Annotated in this window: 28 protein-coding genes; 17 read left to right on the top strand and 11 right to left on the bottom strand. The window is 58.9% G+C overall.

Annotated elements, in window-relative coordinates; translation table 11 throughout:
* Positions 1-223: 223 nt before the first annotated feature.
* The 3 genes from ACM6IN_RS26125 to ACM6IN_RS26115 all read right to left on the bottom strand — a co-directional run bounded on the left by ACM6IN_RS26125 (position 224) and on the right by ACM6IN_RS26115 (position 3,031).
* The gene (locus ACM6IN_RS26125) at positions 224-853 is read right to left on the bottom strand and encodes a LysE family translocator (RefSeq protein WP_007914001.1); all 630 of its coding nucleotides are present in this window, start codon (positions 851-853) and stop codon (positions 224-226) included.
* A 90-nt stretch (positions 854-943) separates the two neighbouring features.
* On the bottom strand, positions 944-2,293 hold the full coding sequence (locus ACM6IN_RS26120; protein WP_007914003.1) for an NCS2 family permease: 1,350 nt from the start codon (positions 2,291-2,293) through the stop codon (positions 944-946).
* A 291-nt stretch (positions 2,294-2,584) separates the two neighbouring features.
* A complete protein-coding gene (locus ACM6IN_RS26115; protein ID WP_414916964.1) occupies positions 2,585-3,031 on the bottom strand; it encodes a MarR family winged helix-turn-helix transcriptional regulator in 447 nt (148 codons plus the stop codon).
* Between the two features lie 82 nt (positions 3,032-3,113).
* Between ACM6IN_RS26115 and ACM6IN_RS26110 the strand changes: the two genes are divergently transcribed.
* Positions 3,114-4,280 (top strand): PLP-dependent aminotransferase family protein, encoded by a 1,167-nt coding sequence (locus ACM6IN_RS26110; RefSeq protein WP_414916963.1) that lies wholly within the window; start codon positions 3,114-3,116, stop codon positions 4,278-4,280.
* 165 nt (positions 4,281-4,445) lie between these two features.
* Here ACM6IN_RS26110 and ACM6IN_RS26105 read toward each other — a convergent pair whose 3' ends face one another.
* From ACM6IN_RS26105 to ACM6IN_RS26085, 5 genes are all read right to left on the bottom strand, one after another.
* Positions 4,446-4,817 carry a glutathione S-transferase N-terminal domain-containing protein gene (locus ACM6IN_RS26105; protein WP_414916962.1) on the bottom strand — a complete coding sequence of 124 codons (372 nt, stop codon included), beginning with the start codon at positions 4,815-4,817 and terminating at the stop codon, positions 4,446-4,448.
* 103 nt (positions 4,818-4,920) lie between these two features.
* Positions 4,921-5,466, bottom strand: coding sequence for a GTP cyclohydrolase I FolE (folE, locus tag ACM6IN_RS26100; protein WP_414916961.1), 546 nt, complete (start codon positions 5,464-5,466; stop codon positions 4,921-4,923).
* 77 nt (positions 5,467-5,543) lie between these two features.
* Positions 5,544-6,101: a Smr/MutS family protein gene (locus tag ACM6IN_RS26095; protein WP_127926454.1), complete on the bottom strand. Its 558-nt coding sequence runs from the start codon at positions 6,099-6,101 to the stop codon at positions 5,544-5,546.
* A 74-nt stretch (positions 6,102-6,175) separates the two neighbouring features.
* Positions 6,176-6,496, bottom strand: coding sequence for a hypothetical protein (locus ACM6IN_RS26090; protein WP_007914024.1), 321 nt, complete (start codon positions 6,494-6,496; stop codon positions 6,176-6,178).
* A 130-nt stretch (positions 6,497-6,626) separates the two neighbouring features.
* On the bottom strand, positions 6,627-7,217 hold the full coding sequence (locus tag ACM6IN_RS26085; protein WP_007914026.1) for a cysteine hydrolase family protein: 591 nt from the start codon (positions 7,215-7,217) through the stop codon (positions 6,627-6,629).
* Positions 7,218-7,456: 239 nt separating this feature from the next.
* On the opposite strand from ACM6IN_RS26085, the gene prmB reads away from it, so the two are divergent.
* Positions 7,457-8,365, top strand: coding sequence for a 50S ribosomal protein L3 N(5)-glutamine methyltransferase (gene prmB / locus ACM6IN_RS26080; protein WP_414916960.1), 909 nt, complete (start codon positions 7,457-7,459; stop codon positions 8,363-8,365).
* Positions 8,366-8,472: 107 nt separating this feature from the next.
* Here the strand turns inward: prmB and ACM6IN_RS26075 are convergent, their stop codons facing one another.
* Both ACM6IN_RS26075 and ACM6IN_RS26070 read right to left on the bottom strand, forming a co-directional pair.
* The gene (locus tag ACM6IN_RS26075; RefSeq protein WP_414916959.1) at positions 8,473-9,264 is read right to left on the bottom strand and encodes a hypothetical protein; all 792 of its coding nucleotides are present in this window, start codon (positions 9,262-9,264) and stop codon (positions 8,473-8,475) included.
* 99 nt (positions 9,265-9,363) lie between these two features.
* Positions 9,364-10,317: an alpha/beta hydrolase gene (locus tag ACM6IN_RS26070; RefSeq protein ID WP_042704995.1), complete on the bottom strand. Its 954-nt coding sequence runs from the start codon at positions 10,315-10,317 to the stop codon at positions 9,364-9,366.
* Positions 10,318-10,447: 130 nt separating this feature from the next.
* Between ACM6IN_RS26070 and aroC the strand changes: the two genes are divergently transcribed.
* The 5 genes from aroC to mtnC all read left to right on the top strand — a co-directional run bounded on the left by aroC (position 10,448) and on the right by mtnC (position 14,667).
* A complete protein-coding gene (aroC, locus tag ACM6IN_RS26065) occupies positions 10,448-11,539 on the top strand; it encodes a chorismate synthase (protein WP_007914036.1) in 1,092 nt (363 codons plus the stop codon).
* Positions 11,540-11,570: 31 nt separating this feature from the next.
* Entirely contained in the window at positions 11,571-12,716 is a 1,146-nt protein-coding gene (locus tag ACM6IN_RS26060) for an MFS transporter (RefSeq protein WP_414916958.1), read from the top strand.
* The gene (locus ACM6IN_RS26055; RefSeq protein WP_007914040.1) at positions 12,713-13,339 is read left to right on the top strand and encodes a methylthioribulose 1-phosphate dehydratase; all 627 of its coding nucleotides are present in this window, start codon (positions 12,713-12,715) and stop codon (positions 13,337-13,339) included. Before ACM6IN_RS26060 ends, ACM6IN_RS26055 begins: the two co-directional genes overlap by 4 nt.
* Positions 13,340-13,433: 94 nt before the next feature.
* Positions 13,434-13,979 (top strand): 1,2-dihydroxy-3-keto-5-methylthiopentene dioxygenase, encoded by a 546-nt coding sequence (locus ACM6IN_RS26050; RefSeq protein ID WP_007914042.1) that lies wholly within the window; start codon positions 13,434-13,436, stop codon positions 13,977-13,979.
* A gap of 4 nt (positions 13,980-13,983) precedes the next feature.
* Complete coding sequence (mtnC, locus tag ACM6IN_RS26045) at positions 13,984-14,667, top strand: acireductone synthase (RefSeq protein ID WP_414916957.1); 684 nt, start codon at positions 13,984-13,986, stop codon at positions 14,665-14,667.
* 190 nt (positions 14,668-14,857) lie between these two features.
* Here mtnC and ACM6IN_RS26040 read toward each other — a convergent pair whose 3' ends face one another.
* Positions 14,858-15,136, bottom strand: a complete 279-nt coding sequence (locus ACM6IN_RS26040) for a DUF3509 domain-containing protein (RefSeq protein ID WP_008080936.1) — start codon at positions 15,134-15,136, stop codon at positions 14,858-14,860.
* Positions 15,137-15,526: 390 nt separating this feature from the next.
* Here ACM6IN_RS26040 and ACM6IN_RS26035 point away from each other — a divergent pair, with 390 nt between their 5' ends.
* The 10 genes from ACM6IN_RS26035 to ACM6IN_RS25990 all read left to right on the top strand — a co-directional run bounded on the left by ACM6IN_RS26035 (position 15,527) and on the right by ACM6IN_RS25990 (position 24,722).
* A complete protein-coding gene (locus ACM6IN_RS26035) occupies positions 15,527-17,365 on the top strand; it encodes a long-chain-acyl-CoA synthetase (protein ID WP_414916956.1) in 1,839 nt (612 codons plus the stop codon).
* 96 nt (positions 17,366-17,461) lie between these two features.
* Positions 17,462-17,980, top strand: a complete 519-nt coding sequence (locus ACM6IN_RS26030) for an ankyrin repeat domain-containing protein (RefSeq protein WP_123374706.1) — start codon at positions 17,462-17,464, stop codon at positions 17,978-17,980.
* 164 nt (positions 17,981-18,144) lie between these two features.
* Positions 18,145-18,675, top strand: a complete 531-nt coding sequence (locus ACM6IN_RS26025; RefSeq protein ID WP_007914051.1) for a hypothetical protein — start codon at positions 18,145-18,147, stop codon at positions 18,673-18,675.
* Positions 18,676-18,746: 71 nt separating this feature from the next.
* Entirely contained in the window at positions 18,747-18,938 is a 192-nt protein-coding gene (locus tag ACM6IN_RS26020) for a PLDc N-terminal domain-containing protein (protein ID WP_007914053.1), read from the top strand.
* Positions 18,939-19,175: 237 nt separating this feature from the next.
* Positions 19,176-20,051 (top strand): polyamine aminopropyltransferase, encoded by an 876-nt coding sequence (gene speE / locus ACM6IN_RS26015; RefSeq protein ID WP_007914055.1) that lies wholly within the window; start codon positions 19,176-19,178, stop codon positions 20,049-20,051.
* Between the two features lie 220 nt (positions 20,052-20,271).
* Positions 20,272-20,505: a hypothetical protein gene (locus ACM6IN_RS26010; RefSeq protein ID WP_007914057.1), complete on the top strand. Its 234-nt coding sequence runs from the start codon at positions 20,272-20,274 to the stop codon at positions 20,503-20,505.
* A 209-nt stretch (positions 20,506-20,714) separates the two neighbouring features.
* A complete protein-coding gene (locus ACM6IN_RS26005) occupies positions 20,715-21,062 on the top strand; it encodes a ribonuclease E inhibitor RraB (protein WP_007914059.1) in 348 nt (115 codons plus the stop codon).
* Positions 21,063-21,549: 487 nt separating this feature from the next.
* Complete coding sequence (locus ACM6IN_RS26000) at positions 21,550-22,959, top strand: circularly permuted type 2 ATP-grasp protein (RefSeq protein ID WP_007914061.1); 1,410 nt, start codon at positions 21,550-21,552, stop codon at positions 22,957-22,959.
* Between the two features lie 12 nt (positions 22,960-22,971).
* The gene (locus ACM6IN_RS25995) at positions 22,972-23,922 is read left to right on the top strand and encodes an alpha-E domain-containing protein (protein ID WP_007914063.1); all 951 of its coding nucleotides are present in this window, start codon (positions 22,972-22,974) and stop codon (positions 23,920-23,922) included.
* Positions 23,919-24,722: a transglutaminase family protein gene (locus tag ACM6IN_RS25990; RefSeq protein WP_007914065.1), complete on the top strand. Its 804-nt coding sequence runs from the start codon at positions 23,919-23,921 to the stop codon at positions 24,720-24,722. Before ACM6IN_RS25995 ends, ACM6IN_RS25990 begins: the two co-directional genes overlap by 4 nt.
* The last annotated feature ends 112 nt before the right edge of the window (positions 24,723-24,834 follow it).

Below are 24,834 nucleotides of genomic sequence, written 5' to 3'. Positions count from 1 at the left end.
AACAGACTTGTTGAATCGGCATCCATGAAAGCCGGATGTGCAACGTGGCGCCGAGTGAACTCGGCAGTCAGGGGGGGCGGAAAAGTCAGTGGCCGCGTGCGGTATATATGTCTTGAAGCGAAGGCAAACGAGGCAATACGTTTAACGTAACTGGAGGCGAGCGCTTCTCCAGGCTGCGTGTAACACGGCGGGCTGATTCAGTGAGAATGAGCCCGCCAGTGTTTCAATGGCTGCTGAGCAAAGACGCCGCGCCGGCACCGCCAAACAAACCGGCACTGATTCGGTTAAACCAGCTCTGGCCTTTACCACTGCGCAGATAACGGGCAGCGCCATGGGCACCCAGTCCGTAGGCCAGCTTGCAGAGTAGATCGAGCACTGTCCAGGTTGCGATCATCACCAGCAACTGCGCAAGGAACGGTTGTTCGGCGTTGAGGAACTGCGGCAGGAATGCGGCGAAGAACAGGATGTCTTTCGGGTTGCTTGCGCCCAGCACAAAAGCGCGGCCGAACAGCGTGCGGAAACGTGGCACCGGCGCTGCTTGTGGTACTTCGGCGCCGACCGAGGGCTGACGCGATTGCTGCCAGCTCTGCCAGGCGAGGTAGAACAGGTACAGGGCACCAACGATCTTCAGGGCGCTGAAGAGTTTTTCCGAAGCGAGCAACAATGCACCAAGTCCCAAGGCCGAGGCGCTGAGCAGGCAGATTGAAGCGCTGACGCCGCCGAGAAATGCCGGATACGAGCGGCGCAACCCATAGTTCAGACTGTTGCTGATCATCAACAACGACAGTGGCCCCGGAATCAGGATCACCACCAGCGCAGCGCCGCTGAACAGCAGCCAGGTTTCCAGACTCATCACTTTCCTCCTTTTTTTGTTGTACTCAAGAATGTGCAAAAGCCCCACCGGTCAGGGTGAGGCTGTGTTGAAGCTTGAACCGCGTGACGCTTACAAGAAGATGAACTTGGCGATGAAGATCGCGCAGAGCACCCACAGGCTCACGGAAATTTCCTTGTACTTGCCGGTACCGGCCTTCAACGCCACGTAGGTGATGAAGCCCAGCGCGATGCCATCGGCGACCGAGAAGGTCAGTGGCATCATAATTGCGGTGACGATAGCCGGGATGGCGTCAGTGGCTTCATCCCATTCGATGTGGGCCATGCCGCCCATCATCAGCATCGCCACATAGATCAGTGCACCGGCGGTGGCGTAAGCGGGAATCATGCCGGCCAGCGGTGCGAAAAACATCGCCGCTATAAATAGCACACCTACGGTGACTGCGGTAAGACCAGTCCGACCACCAGCGGCCACGCCGGCGGCACTTTCTACGTAACTTGTGACGGGCGGAACACCGACCACGGCGCCGAAAACGCTGGAGGCACTGTCGGCTTTCATCGCGCGGGAGAGGTTTTCGATGCGGCCGTCAGCGTTGACCAGATTGGCGCGCTGGGCGACGCCCATCAACGTGCCGGCGGTGTCGAACATGTGCACAAAGAGGAAAGCCAGTACGACGCTGATCATGCTGACGTTGAACACGCCGGCCACATTCATCGCCATGAAGGTCGGCGCCAGGCTCGGCGGGGTCGACATGATGCCTTCATAGTGAACGATGCCCAGGCCCCAACCGGCCAGGGTCACGGTGATGATGCTGATGAGGATCGCACCGAAAACGCGGTGGTAGCTGAGGATCGCAATCATCAGGAAGCAGATGGCCGCAAGCAGCGGGCCAGGTTCGCGCAGGGAGCCGAGTTTGATCAGGGTCGCTGGACTGTCGACGACGATCCCGGCGGTTTTCAGACCGATCAGACCGAGGAACAGACCAACACCGGCACCCATTGCAAAGCGCAGACTGACCGGAATGCTGTTGAGCAGCCACTCACGAATCCGCGAGAAGGTCAGGATCATGAACAACACACCGGATACAAATACCGCACCCAGCGCGGTTTCCCAGTTGTAGCCCATGGTGCCGACCACGGTGTAGGTGAAGAAGGCGTTGAGGCCCATGCCCGGTGCCAGCCCCACTGGCCAGTTGGCGTATAGGCCCATCAACAGGCAGCCCAATGCCGCGGCGATACAGGTGGCGACGAAGGCTGCACCGTGATCGATCCCGGCATCGGCCATGATGTTCGGGTTGACGAAGATGATGTAAGCCATGGTGATGAAGGTTGTCAGACCGGCAATCAGCTCGGTCTTCACCGTGGTGCCATGCAAGCTGAGTTTAAACAGACGTTCCAGCAGGCCACTGCGTAATGGCGGCGAGAGGTCCAGCGTCGATGCTTCGGATTTGCGGCTTTCCACAGCGAGTACTCCTCAAGAGTTTTATTGTTATTTCCAGGGCCGGACCCATGAGGGGTGGCAGCGGCCCTTTGAGGCTTACGCGAATTTGTTGACCATGCGGTCAGGAACTCGCACGCTGTGGATTATGCTTTTGTGTACAAATAAAGCAAATATTGTTTTTGGTTTTGTTTACGAAAGTTCCGTCAATAGGGGTATATCGCCTGTGCGGGTCTCTTCGCGAGCAAGCTCGCTCCCACATTTGAAATGCGATCCCCTGTGGGAACGAGCTTGCTCGGGAAGAGGCAGTCCCATTCAGTCGAGAGCCGTCTGACTTTTCCCCAGCGCCAGATTCACCGCCAACCAGCCATTCACCGCCGCCTCCCCAGCCTCGGCAAACACCCGCTCCAGCAATTTCACCTGCTCTCGGCGCAACGTCTGTTCAAACTTTGCACCTTCCGACGTCAGCTCCAGCAGGCGTTTACGCTTGTCGGCCTCCGACGCCACGCTGTCCACCAGGTGCATTTCCTGCAACTGCCGCAACGGCATGTTCAGCGCTTGCTTGCTAACACCGAGCAAGGCCAGCAACTCTTTCACGCTCAAATTCGGATAACGCGCGATGAAAAACACAATGCGCTGATGCACCCGCGACAGGCCACGGCGTTCCAGCATTTCATCAGCCTTGGCGGTGAACGCCTGATAGCCGAAGAAAAACGCTTCCATCGCCTGTTGTTGGCTTGCAGGGTTTTTAAGGTCAAGCATGTTGACGTACTCGCTCAGGCTGTCGTAATTTCAGTCAACCAGTTTGACTTATTTCTCACTCGTCTCGCTATCGGTGACTTCCATGGCTTTTTCCGAACGTGTCGCGCGCCTTAAAAGTTCTTTGATCCGTGAAATCCTCGCCGCTGCCCAGCGTCCTGAGGTGATGTCGTTCGCTGGCGGCTTGCCGGCCGAAGCCATGCTGCCCAAGGTCGAGTGGGCCGACATGCCGATGTCGCTTGGCCAATATGGCATGAGCGAAGGCGAACCGGCGTTGCGCGAAGCGTTGGCAGCGGAGGCGAGGGCGCTTGGCCTGGATTGCGCGGCGAGTCAGGTGCTGGTGGTCAGCGGCTCCCAGCAGACCCTCGATCTGGCGGCCAAGCTGTACATCGACAAAGGCACGGAAATTCTGCTCGAAGCGCCGACCTATCTGGCCGCGTTGCAAATCTTCCAACTGTTCGGCGCCGATTGCCTGACCGTGCCGCAAGAGTCTGATGGGCCAAACCTGGCGCAACTGCGCGAGCGTCTGGAGCAGCATCGTCCGGCGTTCATCTACTTGATTCCGACGTTCCAGAACCCGTCCGCCGTGCGCTACAGCGAAGCCAAGCGTGCAGCCGTGGCGGCATTGCTCGACGAATTCGGCGTCACTCTGATCGAAGACGAACCCTACCGCGAGCTGACGTTCGATGGTGGCAGCGCCAAGCCGATTGCCGGACGTCTGCAGAAGGCGAGCTGGATCTACACCGGCACCGTGTCGAAAACCTTGCTGCCTGGTTTACGCGTGGGTTACTTGATCGCCAGCACGGACCTGTTCCCGCATCTGCTCAAACTCAAGCAATCGGCAGATCTGCATACCAACCGCATCGGCCAATGGCAGGCGTTGCAATGGATCGGCAGCGATAAGTATCAGCAGCACTTGAGCGAATTGCGTGGGTTCTATCGGCAGCGGCGCGATGCTTTCCAGGCGGCGCTGGAAACGCATTTTTCTGATCTGGCGGATTGGGACATGCCGCAGGGCGGGCTGTTTTTCTGGCTGACACTGAAGCAGCCGCTGGATACGCGAACGTTGCTCAACGGGGCGTTGGCCAATGACGTGGCGTTCATGCCGGGGGAGCCGTTCTTTCCGGAGCCGGATAACCATCATGGGCATTTGCGCTTGAATTTCAGCCACATCGATCCGGCGAGGCTGGATGAAGGTTTGAAGCGACTGGCGGCGGTGGTACGTCGGGCGCAGCTAGAGAAAGCGGCCTGAAAACAAATAAACCGGCTCAAGGGCCGGTTTATTTTTGACTGGGATTTGCGGTGGCTGAGAGGGCCTAATCGCTGGCAAGCCAGTTCCCACAGTGATCTGTGGCGTTCACAAAACCTGTGGGAGCTGGCTTGCCAGCGATGAGGCCATCAGCATCACCACATAATCTCAGACAGCAGCAAAGCGCTTGTCCAGATAATCAATAATCACCTTGGATTCATACATCCAGGTGGTCTGGCCATTCTCTTCAATCCGCAGGCAAGGCACCTTGATCCGGCCGCCCTGATCCAGCAGCGTCTGACGATCCTGCTCATTGTTTTTCGCATCCTTCAGCGCCACCGGCACATTCAGGCGACGCAGCGTGCGACGGGTTTTCACGCAGAAAGGGCAAGCATGGAACTGATACAGAGTCAGGCCTTGCGCGGCGGCATTGACCTGGGCCTGAGCTTCGGCAGGGCGCTGTTTCTTGCCCGGGCGGGTGATGAAGTCGATGAAGATAACCAGTTGGCCGAGGCCGACACGAAGCGCTTTGACGAACACGTTGAAGCCTCACGGTGCACATTGAGAAAGGCGCGCAGCTTACCCGATTTTTCACGGACGAAAAAAAACCGGCGATGGATGCCGGTTTTCTTCGTGGCGCAAATTACTTGATGAGGCTGAGGAATTCGCTGCGGGTCGCGGAGTTTTCACGGAACTCACCGAGCATCACCGAAGTAATCATCGACGAATTCTGCTTCTCGACACCGCGCATCATCATGCACATGTGCTTGGCCTCGATCACCACGGCCACACCCAACGCGCCAGTCACTTGCTGGACAGCATCGGCGATCTGACGGCTGAGATTTTCCTGGATCTGCAGGCGGCGGGCATACATGTCGACGATCCGCGCGACCTTCGACAGGCCCAACACTTTGCCGCTCGGGATGTAGGCGACGTGCGCCTTGCCGATGAACGGCAGCAGGTGGTGTTCGCACAACGAGTACAACTCGATGTCCTTGACCAGCACCATTTCGCTGTTGTCGGAGCTGAACAGGGCACCGTTGGTGACCTCTTCGAGCGTCTGTTCATAACCGCGGCAGAGGTACTGCATGGCTTTGGCGGCACGCTTTGGCGTGTCGAGCAGGCCCTCGCGGGACACGTCCTCGCCCAATTGGCCGAGAATCGCGGTGTAATTCTGTTCCAGGGACATGAAACTACCTGTGGGGATTTTCGCAAAGGGCAAGGGTACGGTGGCGGACACAACCCTGCAAGTTCGGTGTAACGCGATTATTCGTCGCGGCCTTCCATCATGGTGCGTTTGAGCATCACGTAAACCGCGCCTGCACCGCCATGTTTCGCCTGGCATGAGCAAAAGCCCAACACCTGCGCATGTTGGCGCAACCAGGTGTTGACGTGGCTTTTGATCATTGGCCGCTTGCCGTCGAGGCGCACAGCCTTGCCGTGGGTCACGCGTACGCAGCGGATTTCGAATTTGGTCGCTTCGGCAAGAAACGCCCAGAGGGTTTCGCGGGCCTTTTCCACGCTCATGCCATGCAGGTCGAGGCTGCCTTCGAACGGGATCTGGCCGACCTTGAGCTTGCGCATCTGACTTTCCTGCACGCCGTCACGCGCCCACATCAACTCGTCTTCCGGGCCGACGTCGATCACGAACTGATCGGACAGACCGTCAACGGTAGCGGTGTCGGTGCGCACGGTGGCGGACTGGCGCAGCTTGGCAATCTGTGCGCGATCAGCCTTTGGTTTGCCGGTGTCGGCGCGGTCGTGCTTGATCGGCTTGACGCCTTGGATCGCACTTTTGAACAGGGAAAAATCGTCGTCTTGCATGTCAGCCTCCGCGAAGGGCGGCCAGTTTACCCAAGTCGAAACAAAACGGCCCGGCAAAAAGCCAGGCCGGTGATTCAGTCGTGTTTTTTCATCAGGTGCGGGGACATGTTCAGTTCCCGCGATTGCCGTGCGCGACGGCGGCAGCGACGCCACAGGGCGACACCGAAATACAGAAACAACAAACCGACCGCCAGAATGATTGCCGAGCCCATAGGCGTAGCGTTCAGGTCACCGAGCGCTGGTGGGCGCCCGAGCAGGCTGGCCGCCCCGGCCATCGCCAGCAGCACACCGAACGTGGCCAGAATGGCCGCGATCGCTGCGCCGAATCGAAATCGCCAGTTGCTTTGGCCTTTGGGCCGCAAGCGGCGTGCGTCAAATCCATCGGATAACTTCATTCCGACCTTCCTCAATGGGTATCGGCCCTTCGACCGGGAGTTGACCGGGTTGTTCCTGAGGCTATGGCATTTGCGGCAAATGAGAGGACTTTGCGGATGAGCGGCGCCGTGAGCCGCTCATCAGAGCAGATCAGATCAGGTCTTGAGTCAACGCGAGCGTGGCGAAATTGTCCGCCATGATCGCCATTTCGGCTTCCTGCACCACCGCGGCGCTGAGCACGCGGCCCTTGAATGGCAGATCGCGGGTGGCGCAGGCGTCTTCCACCAGCGTGCAGCGGAAACCCAGGTTCTTCGCCGCACGCACGGTGGTGCTGACGCTGGAATGGCTCATGAAACCGCAGACGATCAAGTCCAGCGAACCAAGGTTTTGCAGACGGTCCAGCAACTCGGTGCCATGGAACGCGCTCGGCAGCAGTTTGCCGATAATGGTTTCATCACCTTGTGGCTCGAGGCCCGGGATGAATTCGCCGCGTTCACCCTGCGGGTCGAACAGGCCTCCGACGGTGCCGAGATGACGCACGTGCACGATCGGCCGACCGGCTGCACGGGCTGCGGCAACCACTTGTTTGATGTTCGCGACGGCCGCGTCCATGCCGCTCAGGGCCAGCGGGCCACTGAGATATTCTTTCTGGGCATCGATGATGACCACGGTGGCATGGCTCAGTGTGGCCGCTGCGTAACCGCGACCGCTGAGTTGAAACATCGTTTTTGGAACGGACATTCTGGGGCTCCTTGGGGTGGGGCTTTTGCGACATTGTCCTCTGGCGGAGCGGTTCTGTGAATCGCTACCATCGTAGGCACCGTCGTTATTGGCCTGCAGCCTTGTCAAGTTACACGTTCTGTTCAATAGCTGATGCAAAAAACAGAAAACTCCTACCGTCGCCGCGATGTTTTTCCTGCGTCGTCGTCAGGCGTTTTGGCTGGTAGAATTGCCAGTCGTTTTTTCTGGAGTTCTGCCCCGTGATCACTTCCCGACTTCGTACCCTGCGCGACCACATCCGTTGGGCCGTCAGCCGCTTCCATGGGGAGGATCTGTTTTTCGGCCATGGCACCGACAATGCCTGGGACGAAGCGCGGCAACTGGTGCTCGGCGCTTTGCACCTGCCGTGGGAAATCGCCGACAGCTACCTCGATTGCGCGCTGGAAGACGATGAGTTGGTCAATCTGCAACGCCTGCTAAAGCGCCGTATAGAAGAACGCATTCCCACCGCGTATCTGTTGGGTGAGGCGTGGTTCTGCGGCATGTCGTTCATCGTCGACGAGCGCGTATTGATCCCGCGTTCGCCAATCGGTGAGCTGATCGAAAACCGCTTTGCGCCGTGGATCGGCATCGAGCCGGCGCGGATTCTCGACCTGTGCACCGGTTCCGGTTGCATCGGCATTGCCTGTGCCTACGAGTTCCAGAACGCCGAAGTGGTGCTGGCCGATCTGTCGTTCGAAGCGTTGGAAGTGGCCAACCAGAACATCGAGCGCCATGGCGTCGATGAGCGTGTGTACACCGTGCAGGGCGATGGTTTTGACGGTTTGCCGGGGCAGCGTTTCGACTTGATCGTGTCGAATCCGCCTTACGTGGATGCAGAAGATTTCGCTGATATGCCGGATGAGTATCAGCATGAGCCTGAGCTGGGTCTTGCGTGTGGCGATGATGGTTTGAATCTGGTTCGGCGGATGCTGGCTGAAGCAGCGGATCACCTGACCGAAAAGGGCTTGCTGATCGTTGAAGTGGGTAACAGCCAGGTGCACGTTGATGCGCTGTACCCGGAAGTGGATTTCGCCTGGCTGGAATTCGAACGCGGCGGGCATGGTGTGTTCATGTTGACGGCCGAACAGTGCCGCGATCATCAGGCGCTGTTCGCTTCCCGCGTCTAAAGGCTAAAGGCAAAAGATCGCAGCCTTCGGCAGCTCCTACATTGGGATTTGTGTACACCCTGTAGGAGCTGCCGAAGGCTCGGGCCGCGATCGGACGATCTTTTGATCTACCGGTGCGTGGCAATCCAGATCAGCAACCCCGCCTGAAACACCGCAAACGCCACCAGACACGTGATGGTGAAACGCAAACCAGCGTCTTCACGCTTGAACTTGCTGACTTTCTCTTCCTGCTTCTTCAGCTTCACTTCCTGCTCGGCCAGATTCTGTTCGGCCTGCTGAAGCATCTGCGCCGCCTCGAGAATCTCGACGATCTGCAGCTTTTCGCTGTTCCAGTCACCGAGCAGATCACCTACCAACACATCCTTGACGCTGCCCTTCAAGTGCTGGGCATCGGCGTACACCACATCAAAACCATGCACCCGCAGGAAATGATCGCGACGCAGGCGCGTGTCTTCATTCAGCGCGTCCTTGTTGTTCAAGTCCATGCCATCGAAGGTGTAGGCGGGCCAGCGTTTTTTCGCCCAGTTGATGCTTTGTGCGGCCATGAAACGGCCGATGCCACGGTTCAACGGTTCGATTTGCAAGCCGCTGTCCGGGCCAAAGCTGACGCGCTTGGTGGTGTGATCGACCCACACATCGAGATGATTCTGCTCTTTGCGAACGCGTTGACTCGGCAGCTTGATTGCCATGCGCATCAGGCTTTTTTCTTTGCTGTTGCGCTCGGCGTAACCGAATTCGACGAAGCGCAACGGCCGCCCGCCGGTGTTGCGGTCGGTTTGCAACGGGGCCAGGCGGAGCATCTTGTGGTGCTCGACATGGACATCCGCCCACGGCAGCTCGGCCGCTGGCGGTGCGTCTTTTTCAGCGGTGGTGTCGGGTGAAGTCTGGGTATCAGTCATAACGGCGAGATCCTGTCCAAGCCCTGCTTGTCGCCAGCGGTTGCGCTGGCGACAAAGGCTTATCGGCCGTTTCTGTCAGGACTAGAGGGCAAACAACGGTTAACGGGTGCGAAGTCCGTCAATAAACTCGATGATTTTGCTGCCCAGTTCTGCGGCCAGCGGCAAATTCGGGTCCTTGTACGAGGCCAATTGCCGCTTCATGTCGTTGTGCACGATGCGCATGACGTGGTTCATGCCTTCGATGACCACCAGTTCGGCGTCGGGTTTAGCGGCTTTCAGCGCCTGCGCATCGCCAACGCCGACCTGCATGTCATTGCTACCCTGAACAATCAGTGCCGGCATTTTCAATTGCGCGAAGGCTTTCGCCGGATCCTGACGGAACAGTGAAATCAGATACGGCTGCACGCTCGGGCGGAAAATCACCTGCAACGGCTGCGGCACATTGTCGTCGGTGTGACCGGCCTTGAGGCTGTCGAGCAGTTCGTTACTGCGCAGCATCAGCGGTGGCGGCAGACTGCGGGCCAATTGCTCGCGGATCACCTGATCGACCGGTCGGGCGCTGCCGGACAGGGAAATCACCGCCGCCGCATCGACTTTCGGCGCGGCGAGGCTGGCTATCAGCGCGCCCTCACTGTGGCCCAGCAGGATCAGCTTGCCGAAACGTGGATCGGCTTTGAGCTTTTGCCCCCACGCCACCGCATCTGCTGCATAGGCCTCCACCGACAAATTGCGCTCATCCGGGGTCGCCGCCAGGCTCGCCGCAACGCCGCGCTTGTCGTAACGCACGCTGGCGATGTTGTGTTTGGCCAGCACCCACGCCAGGCGCTTCAAGCTGTCATTACGCCCGCCGTCGGGGTTGTTTCCGTCGCGATCCGTAGGTCCCGAGCCAGAAATGATCAGGACAACCGGCACCGGACTGTCGGATTTTGGCAGCAACAGCGAACCGAAAAGCTCACCGGTGCCGGTATCCAAAGTTACCGGGCGTTGTAGGACCGTCGCTTGGGCAAAGCCCGTAAAGAGGGTAAGACTCAAGATCAAAACTCGCAGCATCATCACGCCATCATTCGCCAAGGTGCCGGTTGGACTCGCCAGCACCACTAAGGTTCGAGGATGAACTACTCGGTTAGCCTGCGTATACTGGCGCGCATCACGAATTTGGGTTTGATTTCACGGAGCGTCCTGCATGTCCGGCAATACCTACGGCAAGTTGTTCACTGTCACCACCGCTGGCGAAAGCCATGGTCCGGCGTTGGTCGCCATTGTCGACGGCTGCCCGCCGGGCCTGGAGATCTCCCTCGAAGACCTGCAGCGCGACCTCGATCGCCGCAAGCCGGGCACCAGCCGCCACACCACCCAGCGCCAGGAAGCCGACGAAGTCGAAATCCTCTCTGGCGTGTTCGAAGGGCGCACCACCGGTTGCTCGATCGGCCTGCTGATCCGCAACACCGACCAGAAGTCCAAGGACTACTCGGCGATCAAGGATCTGTTTCGCCCGGCCCACGCTGACTACACCTACCACCACAAATACGGTGAGCGCGACTACCGTGGCGGTGGCCGCAGTTCGGCGCGCGAAACCGCGATGCGCGTGGCTGCCGGTGCGATCGCCAAGAAATATCTGGCAACTCAGGGCATCGTCATTCGTGGCTACATGAGCCAGCTCGGCCCGATCGAAATCCCGTTCAAGACCTGGGACTCGGTGGAGGAGAACGCGTTCTTCAGCCCGGATCCGGACAAGGTTCCGGAACTGGAAGCCTACATGGACCAGTTGCGCCGCGACCAAGACTCGGTCGGGGCGAAGATCACCGTGGTTGCCGAAGGCGTGATGCCGGGCCTGGGCGAGCCGATTTTCGACCGTCTCGACGCCGAACTGGCCCATGCGCTGATGAGCATCAACGCGGTCAAAGGCGTGGAAATCGGCGCCGGTTTCGCCTCGGTCGCCCAGCGCGGTACCGAACACCGCGATGAAATGACCCCGGAAGGCTTCCTCAGCAACAATGCGGGCGGCATCCTCGGCGGTATCTCGTCCGGTCAGCCGATTGTTGCCCATTTGGCGCTGAAGCCAACATCGAGTATCACCACTCCGGGCCGTTCGATCGACATCCACGGCAATCCGGTCGACGTGATCACCAAGGGCCGTCACGATCCGTGCGTCGGCATCCGCGCCACGCCGATCGCCGAAGCGATGATGGCGATCGTGCTGATGGACCACTTGCTGCGTCATCGTGGGCAGAACGCCGATGTGCGCGTGAGCACGCCGGTGCTGGGTCAGCTTTGATGGCAGGCCTTGAAGCCGTCGCGGCATAACCGTGGCGGCGCTCCCTTACTGGCGGCTGTCCAGTTTCTATCTGTTCTATTTCGCCTTGCTCGGTTCGACGGCGCCGTTTCTGGCGTTGTATTTCGATCACCTCGGCTTCAGTCCGGCGCGAATCGGTGAACTGGTTGCCATCCCGATGCTGATGCGCTGCGTGGCGCCGAACATCTGGGGCTGGCTCGGTGATTACACCGGTAGACGCCTGGCCATCGTGCGCTTTGGCGCAGTGTGTACGCTGCTGACGTTCTCGTTGATTTTTGTCAGCAAGACCTACGCCTGGCTGGCGATGGTCATGGCGCTACACGCATTCTTCTGGCACGCGGTGCTGCCGCAGTTCGAAGTCATCACGCTGGCGCATTTGCAGGGCCAGACCTCGCGTTACAGCCAGATCCGCCTGTGGGGCTCGAACGGTTTCATCATCACCGTGGTTGCGTTGGGCCGGCTGTTCGAATGGCTGAGCCTCGATATCTACCCGGCGGCGCTGGTGCTGATCATGGCCGGCATCGTCCTCAGCAGTCTGTGGGTGCCGAACGCGCAACCACCGCAAGGCAATCGGCCGCACGGCGAGGGGTTTCTCAAACAGCTGCGCGATCCCGGCGTGCTGGCGTTTTACGCTTGTGTCGCGCTGATGCAGATGAGCCACGGCCCGTATTACACCTTTCTGACCTTGCACCTTGAGCGCCTCGGCTACACACGCGGCACCATCGGCATGCTCTGGGCCGTGGGTGTCGTCGCCGAAGTGCTGATGTTCATGGCGATGAGCCGGATTCTCGCGCGGTTTTCCCTGCGCCGCGTATTGATGGCGAGTTTTCTGCTGGCGGCGCTGCGCTGGTTGCTGCTAGGTTCGTTCGCCGAGTTTCTGTGGGTGCTGTTATTCGCGCAGGTGCTGCACGCAGCGACCTTCGGCAGTTTTCACGCCGCTGCCATCGCCTTCGTGCAACGTAGCTTCGGCGCGCGCCAGCAAGGGCAGGGCCAGGCGTTGTACGCAGCACTGGCCGGTACCGGCGGTGCGCTCGGCGCGTTGTATTCCGGTTACAGCTGGAATGCCCTCGGCGCGACATTGACCTTTAGTATTGCCAGTCTCGCGGCGCTCGCTGCTGCCGTTATCATTGCCACACGTATGCAAGAGGACAGGCCATGAGCCTTACGCGTGAACAACTCGCCCAGCAAATCGTCGATGCCGGGCGCTTTCTCTATGGTCGCGGCTGGTCGCCGGCCACCAGCAGCAACTACTCGACGCGCCTGTCGCCGAGCGAAGCGCTGCTGACAGTGTCGGGCAAGCACAAAGGCCAGTTGGGTCTGGACGATGTGCTCGCCACCGATCTGTCGGGCAACAGCCTGGAACCGGGCAAAAAGCCCTCTGCCGAAACCTTGCTGCACACCCAACTCTACAGCTGGCGACCAGAGATCGGCGCGGTGCTGCACACCCATTCGGTGAACGCCACGGTGTTGTCGCGCCTGACGCCGGACGAATTTATCGAGTTCGAAGATTACGAACTGCAAAAAGCCTTCAGCGGCATCTCGACCCACGAATCGCGAGTGCGCGTGCCGATTTTCGACAACGATCAGGACATTGCGCGCCTCGCCGCCAAGGTGCAGCCTTGGCTCGACGCCCATCCTGATTGCGTCGGTTATCTGATTCGCGGTCACGGCCTCTACACCTGGGGCGCGCAGATGAGCGACGCGCTGCGGCAGATCGAGGCCTTTGAATTTCTGTTTGAATGCGAGTTGAAAACCCGCAGCGTCATGAACCGCCAAGGCTGACTTCACCAGAAGTAGCCCATTTGCCTGATGAAATGCTGTGCCCGACCGGTCTGCAAGAACCGGACGGCAAGGCCGATACCGAGGAATTGCCCCAATGAGCAGCCTGTCCGTCTATCACGTTTCCAGCCCCGATATTCCCAACAAAGTACTGACCCACTTTGAAGACATCGCCTCGACCCTGGCCGAGCAGGGCGTACGCTTTGACCGCTGGCAAGCGGCGGCGAAGATCCAGCCGGGCGCGACCCAGGAAGAAGTGATCAGCGCCTATAAAGAGCAGATCGACAAACTGATGACCGAGCGCGGTTACATCACCGTCGACGTCATCAGCCTGAACAGCGATCACCCGCAAAAAGCCGAACTGCGCGCCAAGTTCCTCGAAGAACACCGCCATGGCGAAGACGAAGTCAGATTTTTCGTCGCGGGTCGTGGGTTGTTTACCCTGCACATCGACGATTACGTCTACGCGGTTCTCTGTGAGAAGAATGACCTGATCTCGGTGCCGGCCGGCACCAAACACTGGTTCGACATGGGCGAGCATCCGCACTTCGTGGCGATTCGCCTGTTCAACAACCCTGAAGGCTGGGTTGCCAACTTCACCGGCGAAGACATCGCCGGTCGTTTCCCGCGTCTGGAGGACTGATTCGATGTCGATCAAAGCCATTGTCACTGACATCGAAGGCACCACCAGCGCAGTGAGTTTCGTGTTTGACGTGCTGTTTCCGTACGCGGCCAAACATTTGCCGGAATTCGTTCGGCAGAACGCCGAACGTGCTGATGTTGCCGAGCAACTCGACGCCGTGCGCCGTGACAGCAATGCGCCGCAGGCCGATGTTGAACGGGTTGTTGAAATTCTCTTGAGCTGGATCGAGGAGGATCGCAAAGCCACGCCGCTCAAGGCTTTGCAAGGCATGGTCTGGGCCCAGGGTTATCACGCCGGGCAGTTGAAGGGGCATGTTTACCCGGATGCGGTTGACGCACTGCAACGCTGGCATGCGGCGGGCTATCAACTGTTTGTGTATTCGTCGGGTTCGATTCAGGCGCAGAAGCTGATTTTCGGCTGCTCGGAGGCGGGGGATTTGACGCCGCTGTTCAGTGGTTATTTCGACACGACGTCCGGGCCTAAGCGTGAGGCGCAGTCGTACACCAATATCCAGAAAGCCATTGGCGTCGAACCCGAAGAAATCCTGTTCCTCTCGGATATCGTCGAAGAGCTCGACGCCGCGCAAGCAGCCGGCCTGCAAACCTGCGGCCTCGCCCGTGAAGGCGGCGAGCTGGGCAGCCACATCACCGTCGACACCTTCACCGGCATAGAACCCGAAGCTTTCTAACCCACACAATCCCTGTAGGAACTGCGGAACGCTGCGATCTTTTGATCCTGATCTTCAAAAACAAGATCAAAAGATCGCAGCGTTCCGCAGCTCCTACAAAGAGTTAGAGATCGCAGTAAAGATCGCGCACAAAAAAACAGGCCGTGAAGCGAAAGCTCCACGGCCTGTCTTGTTTAAAGCGCTTTAAAAATTACAGCGAATGATAGGTCGGCAGGGCAAAACGCTGCTGGCTCTGCAGCATGGCAATTTGCGGCAGCTCACTGGCTTGTTCCGCCAGGTCACGACGAATGGCACTGATCGCCCACGACAGTTGGTCACCGGCATGCAGTTGCTGGTAAGTCAGTGCACGTTTAAACACTTTGCCGTCGCTGCTGCGCAGGGTCAGCAGGATCCCGCCATCGGGACGTGGCGCAGTGGTGACGTCGAAGTTGGAGAACAGGGAGGTAAATTTTTCTTGGATCAGGCTCATGTCTTTCAGCTCCGTATGCACTTGAATGGCAAGCATGCAGAGGAGGTTGCAGCGATTGTGCCAGCATTTGAAAATAATAAATTCCTTGTAAATCAATGAGTTAAAAAATATTAAAATTCCAGGCGTCGTGCAAACTGCATGAATGGCCATCGTGCATCCTGCATTTTGCGGGATCGTTGTCGAAACAACGGAACCAATCGCTTACCCGATGATCACCGCAGCCGTCGGCCGGTCAGCAGATACAAAACATTGCAAAAACCGCGTGTACAGCGCGAGAAGCGCTGACGTATTTTCGATCTCGACCCGCGCTCGAATGTGCCGGTTGCTGCAAGCCAAAGCCCGAAAAATAAAAACATCGACCTGCACGCCAAGGTCGGACGGGGAGCATCCATGAGTCACGCGCCAAGCGACACGATTACCTGGGGCATGATGCTCCGCAAATTGCCGATGATCGCCAAGGCCATCCCACGGGTGGTCAAAGGCATGAAGGTGGCCAACGTCACGGATCCGACCCAAAGCTGTGGCCTTGGCTGGACGTTCGAGCAAGCGACGCTGCGCAACCCCGAGGGGCCGGCGTTATTGCAGGGCGATGTGCGGCTGAGCTATGCGCAGGTCAACCAGTGGGCCAACCGCATCGCTCACTATCTGAACGGGCAAGGCATCGGCAAGGGCGACGTGGTCGCGGTGTTCATCGAAAACCGCCCGGAACTGCTGGTAACCATTCTGGCGCTGGCCAAGGTCGGTGCGGTCAGCGCGCTGCTCAATACCTCACAGACTCGCGACACACTGATCCACAGTGTGAATCTGGTGGCACCGGTGGCGATTGTCGTTGGCGATGAACTGGTTCCAGCTTATGCGGCCATTCGCGATCAAGTGACGATCGCCGCGCCTCGTACCTGGTTCGTGGCAGATCAAGACACTTACAGCCATCCGGGCATTGCGCCCGAGGGCTACGTCAATCTGATCAGCGCCAGTGCCGATGCCTCCAGCGAGAATCCACCGAGCAGCCAGCAGATCTTCTTTGACGACCCGTGTTTCTACATTTACACCTCGGGCACCACCGGCCTGCCCAAGGCCGGGGTGTTCAAGCATGGGCGCTGGATGCGCAGCTCCGCCAGTTTCGGCATGATCGCACTCAACATGGGCCCCGACGACGTCGTCTATTGCACCTTGCCGCTGTACCACGCCACCGGTCTCTGCGTGTGCTGGGGCTCGGCAGTCAACGGCGCCTCAGGCTTTGCTATTCGCCGCAAATTCAGCGCCAGCCAGTTCTGGAACGATGTGCGCCGTTATCACGCGACCACGATCGGCTATGTCGGCGAGTTGTGCCGTTATCTGGTCGATCAACCGGCCAGCGCCGATGACAACCGCCACGACGTGCGAAAAATGATTGGTAACGGCTTGCGCCCGGGCGCTTGGGCCGAGTTCAAGACGCGTTTCGGCGTCGAGCACATTTGTGAGCTGTACGCGGCGAGCGACGGCAACATCGGGTTCACCAACATTCTCAACTTCGACAACACCATCGGTTTCTCGCTGATGGCCTGGGAGTTGGTGGCCTACGACCATGACAGCGGTGAACCGGTCCGCAGCCCTGACGGTTTCATGCGCAAGGTTGGCAAGGGCGAGCAGGGCTTGCTGTTGGCGCGGATCGACGAAAAGGCGCCGCTGGACGGTTACACCGATCCGCAAAAAACCGCCAAGGTTGTCCTTCACGACGTGTTTAGCAAAGGCGATCGGTTTTTCAACACTGGCGATTTGTTGCGCAACATCGGTTTCGGCCACGCACAATTTGTTGATCGGCTCGGTGATACCTACCGCTGGAAGGGCGAAAACGTTTCGACCACCGAAGTCGAAAACCTTCTGCTGCAACACCCGCAGATTTCCGAGGCGGTGGCCTATGGCGTGGAGATCCGCAACACCAACGGCCGCGCCGGCATGGCGGCAATCACGCCGGCGGAATCGCTCGCGACGCTGGATTTCGCCGAGTTGCTGACCTTTGTCCGGGAGCGCATGCCTGCCTACGCCGTACCGTTGTTTCTGCGAGTGAAGGTAAAAATGGAAACCACCGGCACGTTCAAATACCAGAAAACCCGATTGAAAAATGAAGGCTTCGACCCCGGCCAAGCGGGCGATGACCCGATTTACGCTTGGCTGCCTGGAACGCAGACTTACGTTCGAGTTACCCAAGAGGTATTGGCGGAAATTCATCAGGGCAAGTATCGTTATTGAATCTGGCTATGAGCCGGCTTGAGAAAAAGGGGGTGACAGCCAGCGTCTCGCTCGGGAAACTGTCGACTTTCCGATAGACCGAAAGTGGAGTTGCCCATGTCCGACCAAAGCCGCCAGATGACCCCTGAAGAAGCTGCCGAATTCACCGAGCAGGTTTTCAACAAGGCGCGCGACGGTGATGCCGAGATGCTTGATCGCCTGGTCACGGCCGGTTTGCCGGTGAACCTGAAGAACAGCAAGGGCGACACGTTGTTGATGTTGGCCAGCTATTACGGCCATGTCGATGCAGTGCAAGTGCTGCTTAAACACAAGGCCGATCCGGAAATGCGCAATGGCAACGGCCAGAGCCCGATTGCCGGTGCGGCGTTCAAGGGCGATCTGGCGGTGGTCAAGGCGTTGGTCGAGGCGGGCGCCGAGATCGAAGGCTCGTCGTTTGATGGTCGTACGGCGCTGATGATGGCGGCGATGTTCAATCGTGTGGAAATCGTTGATTACCTGATCAGCAAAGGCGCAAATCCGCAAGCCAAGGATGCCAATGGCGTCACGGCGCTGGATGCGGCCCGCACGATGGGCGCGGTTGATACCACCGCGCAGCTGGAAAAACTGTTGGGTTGATTAGATCAAAAGATCGCAGCCTGCGGCAGCTCCTACGATGATGCGTTCGCCGTCTGTTTCGCGGACGATGCTGAGTCGGTAGGGAACTGCCGAAGGCTGCGATCTTTTGCTTTGTGCGCTATCCTCCGCGCCCTCAAATTTCACCTTCCACAGGATCCGCCCTCATGAAAGCCGCACTCGTTGAACTCATCAGCAAAATCAGCTCCGGCTGCATGGGCGAGGACGAGATCCTGAAAGTGGCCGATGAAGCCGCGCAAGCCTACGCCGATGCCGGTGCTTTTCTGACCGCCAACCCGGACATCAACTATGACGACACCTTCCCGATCCCGTTGGGTGAGTGGGTCGTCGTCGGCAGCCTGCCGGAAACCGTGCTGTTCCAGGCTGACACCTACGTTGACCTGTTCGCGCAGATCGTCGCCTCGTTCGGTCCGGGTGTGGATTTCAACCTCAAGCCCAAGCAACTGGCCAAGACCGAAGCGCTGGTCGCACTCAACCGCATCCAGGTGCAGATGAGCAGCATGAACAAGGAAAACGGCGGCTACACGCTGATGAACTTCAGCCAGTTGCTCGACGACGAACTGCAAATGGTGCTGGTCTTCGGCAACGACGTGCCACGGGTGCTAGAACTGTGCGCCGAAGTCGGCATCGCCGCCGCGCCATCGCTCGAAGCGTTGAAGATCGCCGTTCACGTCTGAGTGCAATAAAAGGGAACCCTGCGCGCGACCGTCTATCCTAAAAGTGCATGCCACTATTCTGGAGCGACACCATGGGTTCCACGTTCAACGGTCTGATTGGCCTGATCATCCTTGCCCTCGACATCTGGGCCATCATCAACGTGTTGAAAAGCGGCGCGACCACCGGGATGAAAATCGTCTGGGTGCTGCTGATCATCCTCCTGCCGGTACTGGGCCTGATCATCTGGGCAATCGCCGGACCACGCGGCAACGTGCGGATCTAGCCACAAACTTCGTGAGCATCCCAAAACCTGTGGGAGCTGGCTTGCCAGCGATAGGATCACTGCGGTGTCACTGATGAACCGAGTTGACCCTATCGCTGGCAAGCCAGCTCCCACAAGGATTGTGGTGGGCCGATGAAGTGAGGTTCGACCTGTCATCTTCGGCAACGTAGAATGCGCGCCTTTCCCGGGCAATCGTCCCCACGATTGACGCCCGCGCATTCATCGGAGCACTTGACCATGACCGTTACCCAAACCAGCGAGTACCTGGAAACCCTCTACGAAGGCTACGGCCAGCGTTTTCGCATGGAAAAACTGCTGCACGAAGTGCGCACCGAACACCAGCACCTGGTGATCTTCCAGAACCCGCGCATGGGCCGTGTCATGGCACTGGACGGCGTGATTCAGACCACCGAAGCCGACGAATTCATCTACCACGAAATGCTCACTCACGTGCCGATCCTCGCCCACGGCAGCGCCAAGCGCGTGTTGATCATCGGTGGCGGTGACGGCGGTATGCTGCGCGAAGTGACCAAGCACGCCGGTGTCGAGCACATCACCATGGTCGAGATCGACGGCACCGTGGTCGACATGTGCAAAGAGTTCCTGCCGAACCACTCCAGCGGCGCCTACGACGATCCACGTCTGAACCTGGTGATCGACGACGGCATGCGTTTCGTCGCCACTACCACGGAAAAATTTGACGTGATCATCTCCGACTCCACCGATCCGATCGGCCCGGGTGAAGTGCTGTTCTCGGAAAACTTCTATCAGGCCTGCCATCGTTGCCTGAACGAGGGCGGCATCCTCGTGACCCAGAACGGCACGCCGTTCATGCAGATCGACGAAGTGAAAACCACCGCCGGTCGCCTGAACAGCTTGTTCCCGGACTGGCACTTCTACCAGGCGGCCGTACCGACCTACATCGGTGGCTCGATGACTTTCGCCTGGGGCTCGACCAACCCGGCTTACCGCAAGCTGAGCCGTGAAACCCTGCAACAGCGCTTCATTGGCAGCGGTATCGTCACCCGCTACTACAACCCGGAAATCCACATCGGCGCGTTCGCCTTGCCGCAGTACGTGCTGCAGGCGATCAACAAGCCAAGCAACGACTGAATAATCGCTGCAAGTCTTTGTAGGAGTGAGCCTGCTCGCGATTACGGTTTGTCTACCAACATCAGCGTTGGATGAGAAATCGCTATCGCGAGCAGGCTCACTCCTACAGTAAATGTCGTTTTTTTCATCTTTGTCCGCTGTAATCCTTTTGAACCAACTTTCGGCGCATACAGTCGAGATAGGTGTAAGCCCATTTGCGGGTTTGATCGAGGAGGCACCGATGCAAAAGTGGAAAGTCACTTTCGTGGACGATCATGGTGAAATTGTCGATGAGGTGTTCGAGCGCGCGGAATGCCCCAGTGACGATGAGGCCGCTCGATTGATCAAGGCACGGCTTCTGCCCGTCGCCGCCGAACTGGACCTGAACGATCTGGAAGGGCGTACCGCCGATGCTGGCGTGAAAAGTCTGAAAACCCAGAACAGCATTGAGATCCGCAGCATCACTCCCATCTGACATTCTTCCTGTCACCTTTCACACCAGGCCTTGGCAGCAGCTCTAACTTGGGGCTACTCTGCAAGCGAGATCAGCGAACGGATCGCTAAGGTCTGGTCTTGTCAGCTACATGCTTGTTCCCGCGTGCAACCACGTTGCCGTAGTACTTTGGCCAAAGGCCCGGGGCGGGAATACGGAAAGTCTATCCATCTATGCGAGGGGGACGATTCATGAGCACAGCCTATCAAGAAGACATCAGCAGCAATGTTCTGCGCCGCATGAAAGAAGGCGGTTTCGATTTTTCCCGATTCCATCCCATCGAGTTCTACGCCATTTTCCCGGACGAGGAGCGGGCGCGCAGGGCGGCAGGCAAATTTCGCGGTGAATCCATCAATGCCCAGGTCAGCGTGCGTGATGACGGTGCGTGGGCGCTGGAATTAAGCAAAGTGATGTACGCGACGTATGACGATATTGGCGACTTTGAGCAGGGATTCTCTGCCGTGGTTGAACCTCTGGGCGGCATTATCGAAGGCTGGGGTGTGAAACAGGAGGTGCGCAACCGCCACCGTTTGAACTGATCTCTGGTTTCATTTGTTGAACAACGGCTGACCTTCGGGTTGGCCGTTGTCATTTCCGGCGTAAGCGAAATGCTCTGGCAAAACCCTGAAACAAGAAACCGAGGCAAAAAAAAGCCACCGGAGAGGGTGGCTAAAAGGGAAGACCGATAAGGAGAGGAAACCGGTCAGGGTTACAGCGGGGCGGGCTGCCGAGGCAACCCCAATCAGTTGAGCTGGGCGCTTCGTGACGTTGTAGTCGGCGAAGTTTTGCAGCGAATGCGCGGATTATCCGCAGGCAGCGCCGGGCAGTGAAATCAACTCTGACTATGCTGGTGATAGGCGATGCAGTGCGTCGCAATGAAGCGGGGGCAATCCGGTTGGGGCAATTGCCGCACAGGAATGGTGCGGTGCCTGCGGCGTGTATTTCCAACCGATTGAAATCAAAGCGTTTATGCCGATGGCACGGGCCTTGCGAAGGCCTGTATGTCCGGGTGACAAGGAGTACGGCATGATCCGCACCTATTTTGATGAGATGTACGATGCCGGCGGCCAGGTTCGCCCGCATTATCGGGAGTTCGCCCGCTGGCTGGCCGATACGCCAGACGAACTGCTGGCCCAGCGGCGACGCGAGGCCGATCTGCTGTTCCATCGCGCCGGCATCACGTTCACGCTCTATGGCGACGAGCAGGGCACTGAGCGCCTGATTCCTTTCGACACCATCCCGCGCAGCATCCCTGCCAGTGAGTGGCGGATCGTCGAGCGTGGCTGCATCCAGCGGGTCAAGGCGTTGAACATGTTCCTCGCCGACCTCTATCACGAGCAGCGCATTATCAAGGCCGGGATCATTCCCGCCGAACAGGTGCTGGCCAACGAGCAATACCAGTTGGCGATGCAAGGCCTGGATCTGCACCGCGATATCTATTCGCACATCTCCGGCGTCGATCTGGTGCGCGACGGCGACGGCACCTATTACGTGCTCGAAGACAACCTGCGTACGCCGAGCGGCGTCAGCTACATGCTCGAAGACCGCAAGATGATGATGCGCCTGTTCCCGGAGCTGTTCGCCGCCCAGCGCATCGCACCGATCGATCATTACCCGAACCTGTTGCTCGACACCCTTAAAAGCTCCAGCCCGATTGATGACCCAAGCGTGGTGGTGCTGACACCGGGGCGCTTCAACAGTGCATTCTTCGAGCACGCGTTTCTCGCGCGGGAAATGGGCGTTGAACTGGTCGAGGGTGCGGACCTGTTTGTGCGTGACGACAAGGTCTTCATGCGCACCACCGACGGCCCGAAAGCGGTGGACGTGATCTACCGCCGCCTCGACGACGCGTTCCTCGATCCGCTGGCGTTCAATCCCGACTCGATGCTCGGCGTGCCGGGGCTGCTGTCGTCCTATCGCTCTGGCAACGTGGTGCTGGCCAACGCCATCGGCACCGGTGTGGCGGACGACAAATCGGTATACCCGTTTGTCACCGACATGATCCGTTTCTACCTCGATGAAGAGCCGATCCTGAAGAACGTGCCGACCTGGCAGTGCCGCAACCCGTCTGAACTTTCCCATGTGCTGGCCAATCTTCCAGATCTGGTGGTCAAGGAAACTCAGGGGTCCGGCGGGTACGGGATGTTGGTGGGGCCGGCATCGACGAAAGCGGAAATCGATGCCTTCCGCGAACGCATCAAGGCCAAGCCCCATGCGTACATCGCGCAACCGACGCTGTCGCTGTCGACCTGTCCGACCTTTGTCGAAAACGGCATTGCGCCGCGCCATATCGACTTGCGCCCGTTTGTCTTGTCCGGGCGCGAAACCCGCGTGGTGCCCGGTGGTTTGACCCGTGTGGCACTGCGTGAAGGCTCCCTGGTGGTGAATTCCTCCCAGGGCGGCGGTACCAAGGACACCTGGGTGGTCGAGGATTGAAGGAAGCTTGCCATGTTAAGTAGAACTGCCTCGGATCTGTATTGGATGTCGCGTTACCTGGAGCGGGCGGAAAACCTCGCACGGATGCTCGACATCAGTTATTCGCTGTCGCTGATGCCGCAGGACGGTCGCGGTGATGGTCTGCACGAATTGGCCATGCCGCTGCTGATTACCGGCACCCTCGACGATTACCTGGAGCGTCACGGCGCGTTGCATGCCGAACGGCTGCTGCACTTCTTCGCCCTCGATGCGGCCAATCCGGCGAGCATCTACAGTTGCCTCGGTGCGGCGCGAGCCAGTGCACACGCGGTTCGCGGACGCATCACGGCGGACATGTGGGAGAACATCAATGCGACGTGGCTGGAGATTCGCGGAATCGCCGAACAGGGTCTCAGTCGCTATGGCATGAGCCGTTTCTGCGAGTGGATCAAGGAACGTTCGCACCTGTTCCGTGGTGCGTCGTACGGCACAATCATGCGCAACGATGCGTTTCGTTTTATTCGTCTCGGGACGTTTATCGAGCGTGCGGACAACACCTTGCGACTGCTCGATGCCCGTTACGAAATGGCTGGCGATCAGGCCGAAGCGGTCAGCGACGGCACGGCCCACGCCTATTACCAGTGGAGTGCCTTGCTGCGTGCCTTGTCGTCATTCGAGGCCTACACCGAAATCTACCGCGATGCGCCGGGCGCCAGACATGTCGCCGAGTTGCTGCTGTTGCGTGCCGACGTACCGCGTTCACTGCGTGCCTGCACCGAAGAGATCGATCAGATCCTCGCGCAACTGCCCGGCGCCAATGGCCGTCCGGCTCAACGTCTGGCGGCAGAGATGGATGCGCGCCTGCGCTACACCGGCATCAACGAAATTCTCGAGGAAGGCCTGCACGCCTGGCTGACCGAATTCATCCCGCTGGTGCGCCAGTTGGGTAACGCCATTCACAGTTCCTACTTGGAGGCTGCATGAGACTTTCCATTAGCCACGAGACCACCTATCACTACGAAGATCAGGTGCGGGCGAGCATCCAGTACCTGCGACTGACCCCCCACGACAGCGAGCGTCAGCACGTGTTGAGCTGGCAACTCGATCTGCCGCGCCCGGTGCGCGCGCAGCTCGATCCGTTCGGCAATATTCTGCACGTGCTGACCATGGACGAGCCGCACGAAGCGATCATCATCGGCGCGCGCGGGCAGGTCGATATCGATGAGCTGCGCGAGGCGGAGCATGAGAGCCAGTCGGCGTTGCCGTTTCTGCGTTTTACCCGGTTGACCGAGGCGGACGAGGCCTTGCGCGCGTTTGCCGAAAAGTCCTGCAAGCAACGGCGCGATCGCACGGCGCTGATTGATTTGATGCACGGTTTGAATCAGCACATGACCTACACGCCCGGTTCGACCGAAGTAGACACCAGCGCGGCGGAAGCTTTCGCCGGGCGTGCCGGGGTTTGTCAGGATCACGCTCACGCATTTTTGGCCTGCGCGCGCAGTCTCGGGATTCCGTCGCGTTATGTGTCGGGGTATCTGTACAGCGAGGATTGCGAGCATCTGGCCAGCCATGCCTGGGCGGAAGCATGGCTGGATGACGCCTGGTACAGCTTTGACGTGACCAATGAGCTGGCGCGGCCGGAACGGCATTTGAAGCTGGCGGTGGGTCTGGATTATCTGGATGCCTGCCCGGTACGCGGCATGCGCCGTGGCGGTGGGTGTGAGCAGATGCATGCGAAGGTGTTCGTCTCGCCGACGCCGATCATCTCCGTCCAGCAACAGTAACGGGCTCACACAAAACCCTTGTAGGAGTGAGCCTGCTCGCGATAGCGGTCTGACAGTTGAATTATCAGTGTCTGACACTCCGCTATCGCGAGCAGGCTCATTCCTACAAGGA

The sequence above is a fragment of the Pseudomonas sp. IT-P395 genome (genome assembly GCF_949767675.1).
Taxonomy (GTDB): domain Bacteria; phylum Pseudomonadota; class Gammaproteobacteria; order Pseudomonadales; family Pseudomonadaceae; genus Aquipseudomonas.
The sequence above is the reverse complement of the archived record's forward strand: the minus strand, read 5'-3'. Positions and strand labels throughout refer to the sequence as shown.

Excerpts from the sequence above, each read along its gene's own strand:
- ACM6IN_RS26115 (WP_414916964.1), bottom strand. The coding sequence starts at position 3,031 with ATGCTTGACCTTAAAAACCCTGCAAGCCAACAACAGGCGATGGAAGCG.
- ACM6IN_RS26035 (WP_414916956.1), top strand. The coding sequence starts at position 15,527 with ATGAGTCACGCGCCAAGCGACACGATTACCTGGGGCATGATGCTCCGC.
- ACM6IN_RS26110 (WP_414916963.1), top strand. The coding sequence starts at position 3,114 with ATGGCTTTTTCCGAACGTGTCGCGCGCCTTAAAAGTTCTTTGATCCGT.
- ACM6IN_RS25990 (WP_007914065.1), top strand. The coding sequence starts at position 23,919 with ATGAGACTTTCCATTAGCCACGAGACCACCTATCACTACGAAGATCAG.
- ACM6IN_RS26085 (WP_007914026.1), bottom strand. The coding sequence starts at position 7,217 with ATGTCCGTTCCAAAAACGATGTTTCAACTCAGCGGTCGCGGTTACGCA.
- speE (WP_007914055.1), top strand. The coding sequence starts at position 19,176 with ATGACCGTTACCCAAACCAGCGAGTACCTGGAAACCCTCTACGAAGGC.
- mtnC (WP_414916957.1), top strand. The coding sequence starts at position 13,984 with ATGTCGATCAAAGCCATTGTCACTGACATCGAAGGCACCACCAGCGCA.
- ACM6IN_RS26075 (WP_414916959.1), bottom strand. The coding sequence starts at position 9,264 with ATGACTGATACCCAGACTTCACCCGACACCACCGCTGAAAAAGACGCA.
- ACM6IN_RS26010 (WP_007914057.1), top strand. The coding sequence starts at position 20,272 with ATGCAAAAGTGGAAAGTCACTTTCGTGGACGATCATGGTGAAATTGTC.
- folE (WP_414916961.1), bottom strand. The coding sequence starts at position 5,466 with ATGTCCCTGGAACAGAATTACACCGCGATTCTCGGCCAATTGGGCGAG.
- ACM6IN_RS26030 (WP_123374706.1), top strand. The coding sequence starts at position 17,462 with ATGTCCGACCAAAGCCGCCAGATGACCCCTGAAGAAGCTGCCGAATTC.
- ACM6IN_RS26000 (WP_007914061.1), top strand. The coding sequence starts at position 21,550 with ATGATCCGCACCTATTTTGATGAGATGTACGATGCCGGCGGCCAGGTT.
- ACM6IN_RS26050 (WP_007914042.1), top strand. The coding sequence starts at position 13,434 with ATGAGCAGCCTGTCCGTCTATCACGTTTCCAGCCCCGATATTCCCAAC.
- ACM6IN_RS26070 (WP_042704995.1), bottom strand. The coding sequence starts at position 10,317 with ATGATGCTGCGAGTTTTGATCTTGAGTCTTACCCTCTTTACGGGCTTT.
- ACM6IN_RS26040 (WP_008080936.1), bottom strand. The coding sequence starts at position 15,136 with ATGAGCCTGATCCAAGAAAAATTTACCTCCCTGTTCTCCAACTTCGAC.
- ACM6IN_RS26005 (WP_007914059.1), top strand. The coding sequence starts at position 20,715 with ATGAGCACAGCCTATCAAGAAGACATCAGCAGCAATGTTCTGCGCCGC.
- aroC (WP_007914036.1), top strand. The coding sequence starts at position 10,448 with ATGTCCGGCAATACCTACGGCAAGTTGTTCACTGTCACCACCGCTGGC.
- ACM6IN_RS26025 (WP_007914051.1), top strand. The coding sequence starts at position 18,145 with ATGAAAGCCGCACTCGTTGAACTCATCAGCAAAATCAGCTCCGGCTGC.
- ACM6IN_RS26055 (WP_007914040.1), top strand. The coding sequence starts at position 12,713 with ATGAGCCTTACGCGTGAACAACTCGCCCAGCAAATCGTCGATGCCGGG.
- ACM6IN_RS26095 (WP_127926454.1), bottom strand. The coding sequence starts at position 6,101 with ATGCAAGACGACGATTTTTCCCTGTTCAAAAGTGCGATCCAAGGCGTC.
- ACM6IN_RS25995 (WP_007914063.1), top strand. The coding sequence starts at position 22,972 with ATGTTAAGTAGAACTGCCTCGGATCTGTATTGGATGTCGCGTTACCTG.
- ACM6IN_RS26125 (WP_007914001.1), bottom strand. The coding sequence starts at position 853 with ATGAGTCTGGAAACCTGGCTGCTGTTCAGCGGCGCTGCGCTGGTGGTG.
- ACM6IN_RS26020 (WP_007914053.1), top strand. The coding sequence starts at position 18,747 with ATGGGTTCCACGTTCAACGGTCTGATTGGCCTGATCATCCTTGCCCTC.
- ACM6IN_RS26090 (WP_007914024.1), bottom strand. The coding sequence starts at position 6,496 with ATGAAGTTATCCGATGGATTTGACGCACGCCGCTTGCGGCCCAAAGGC.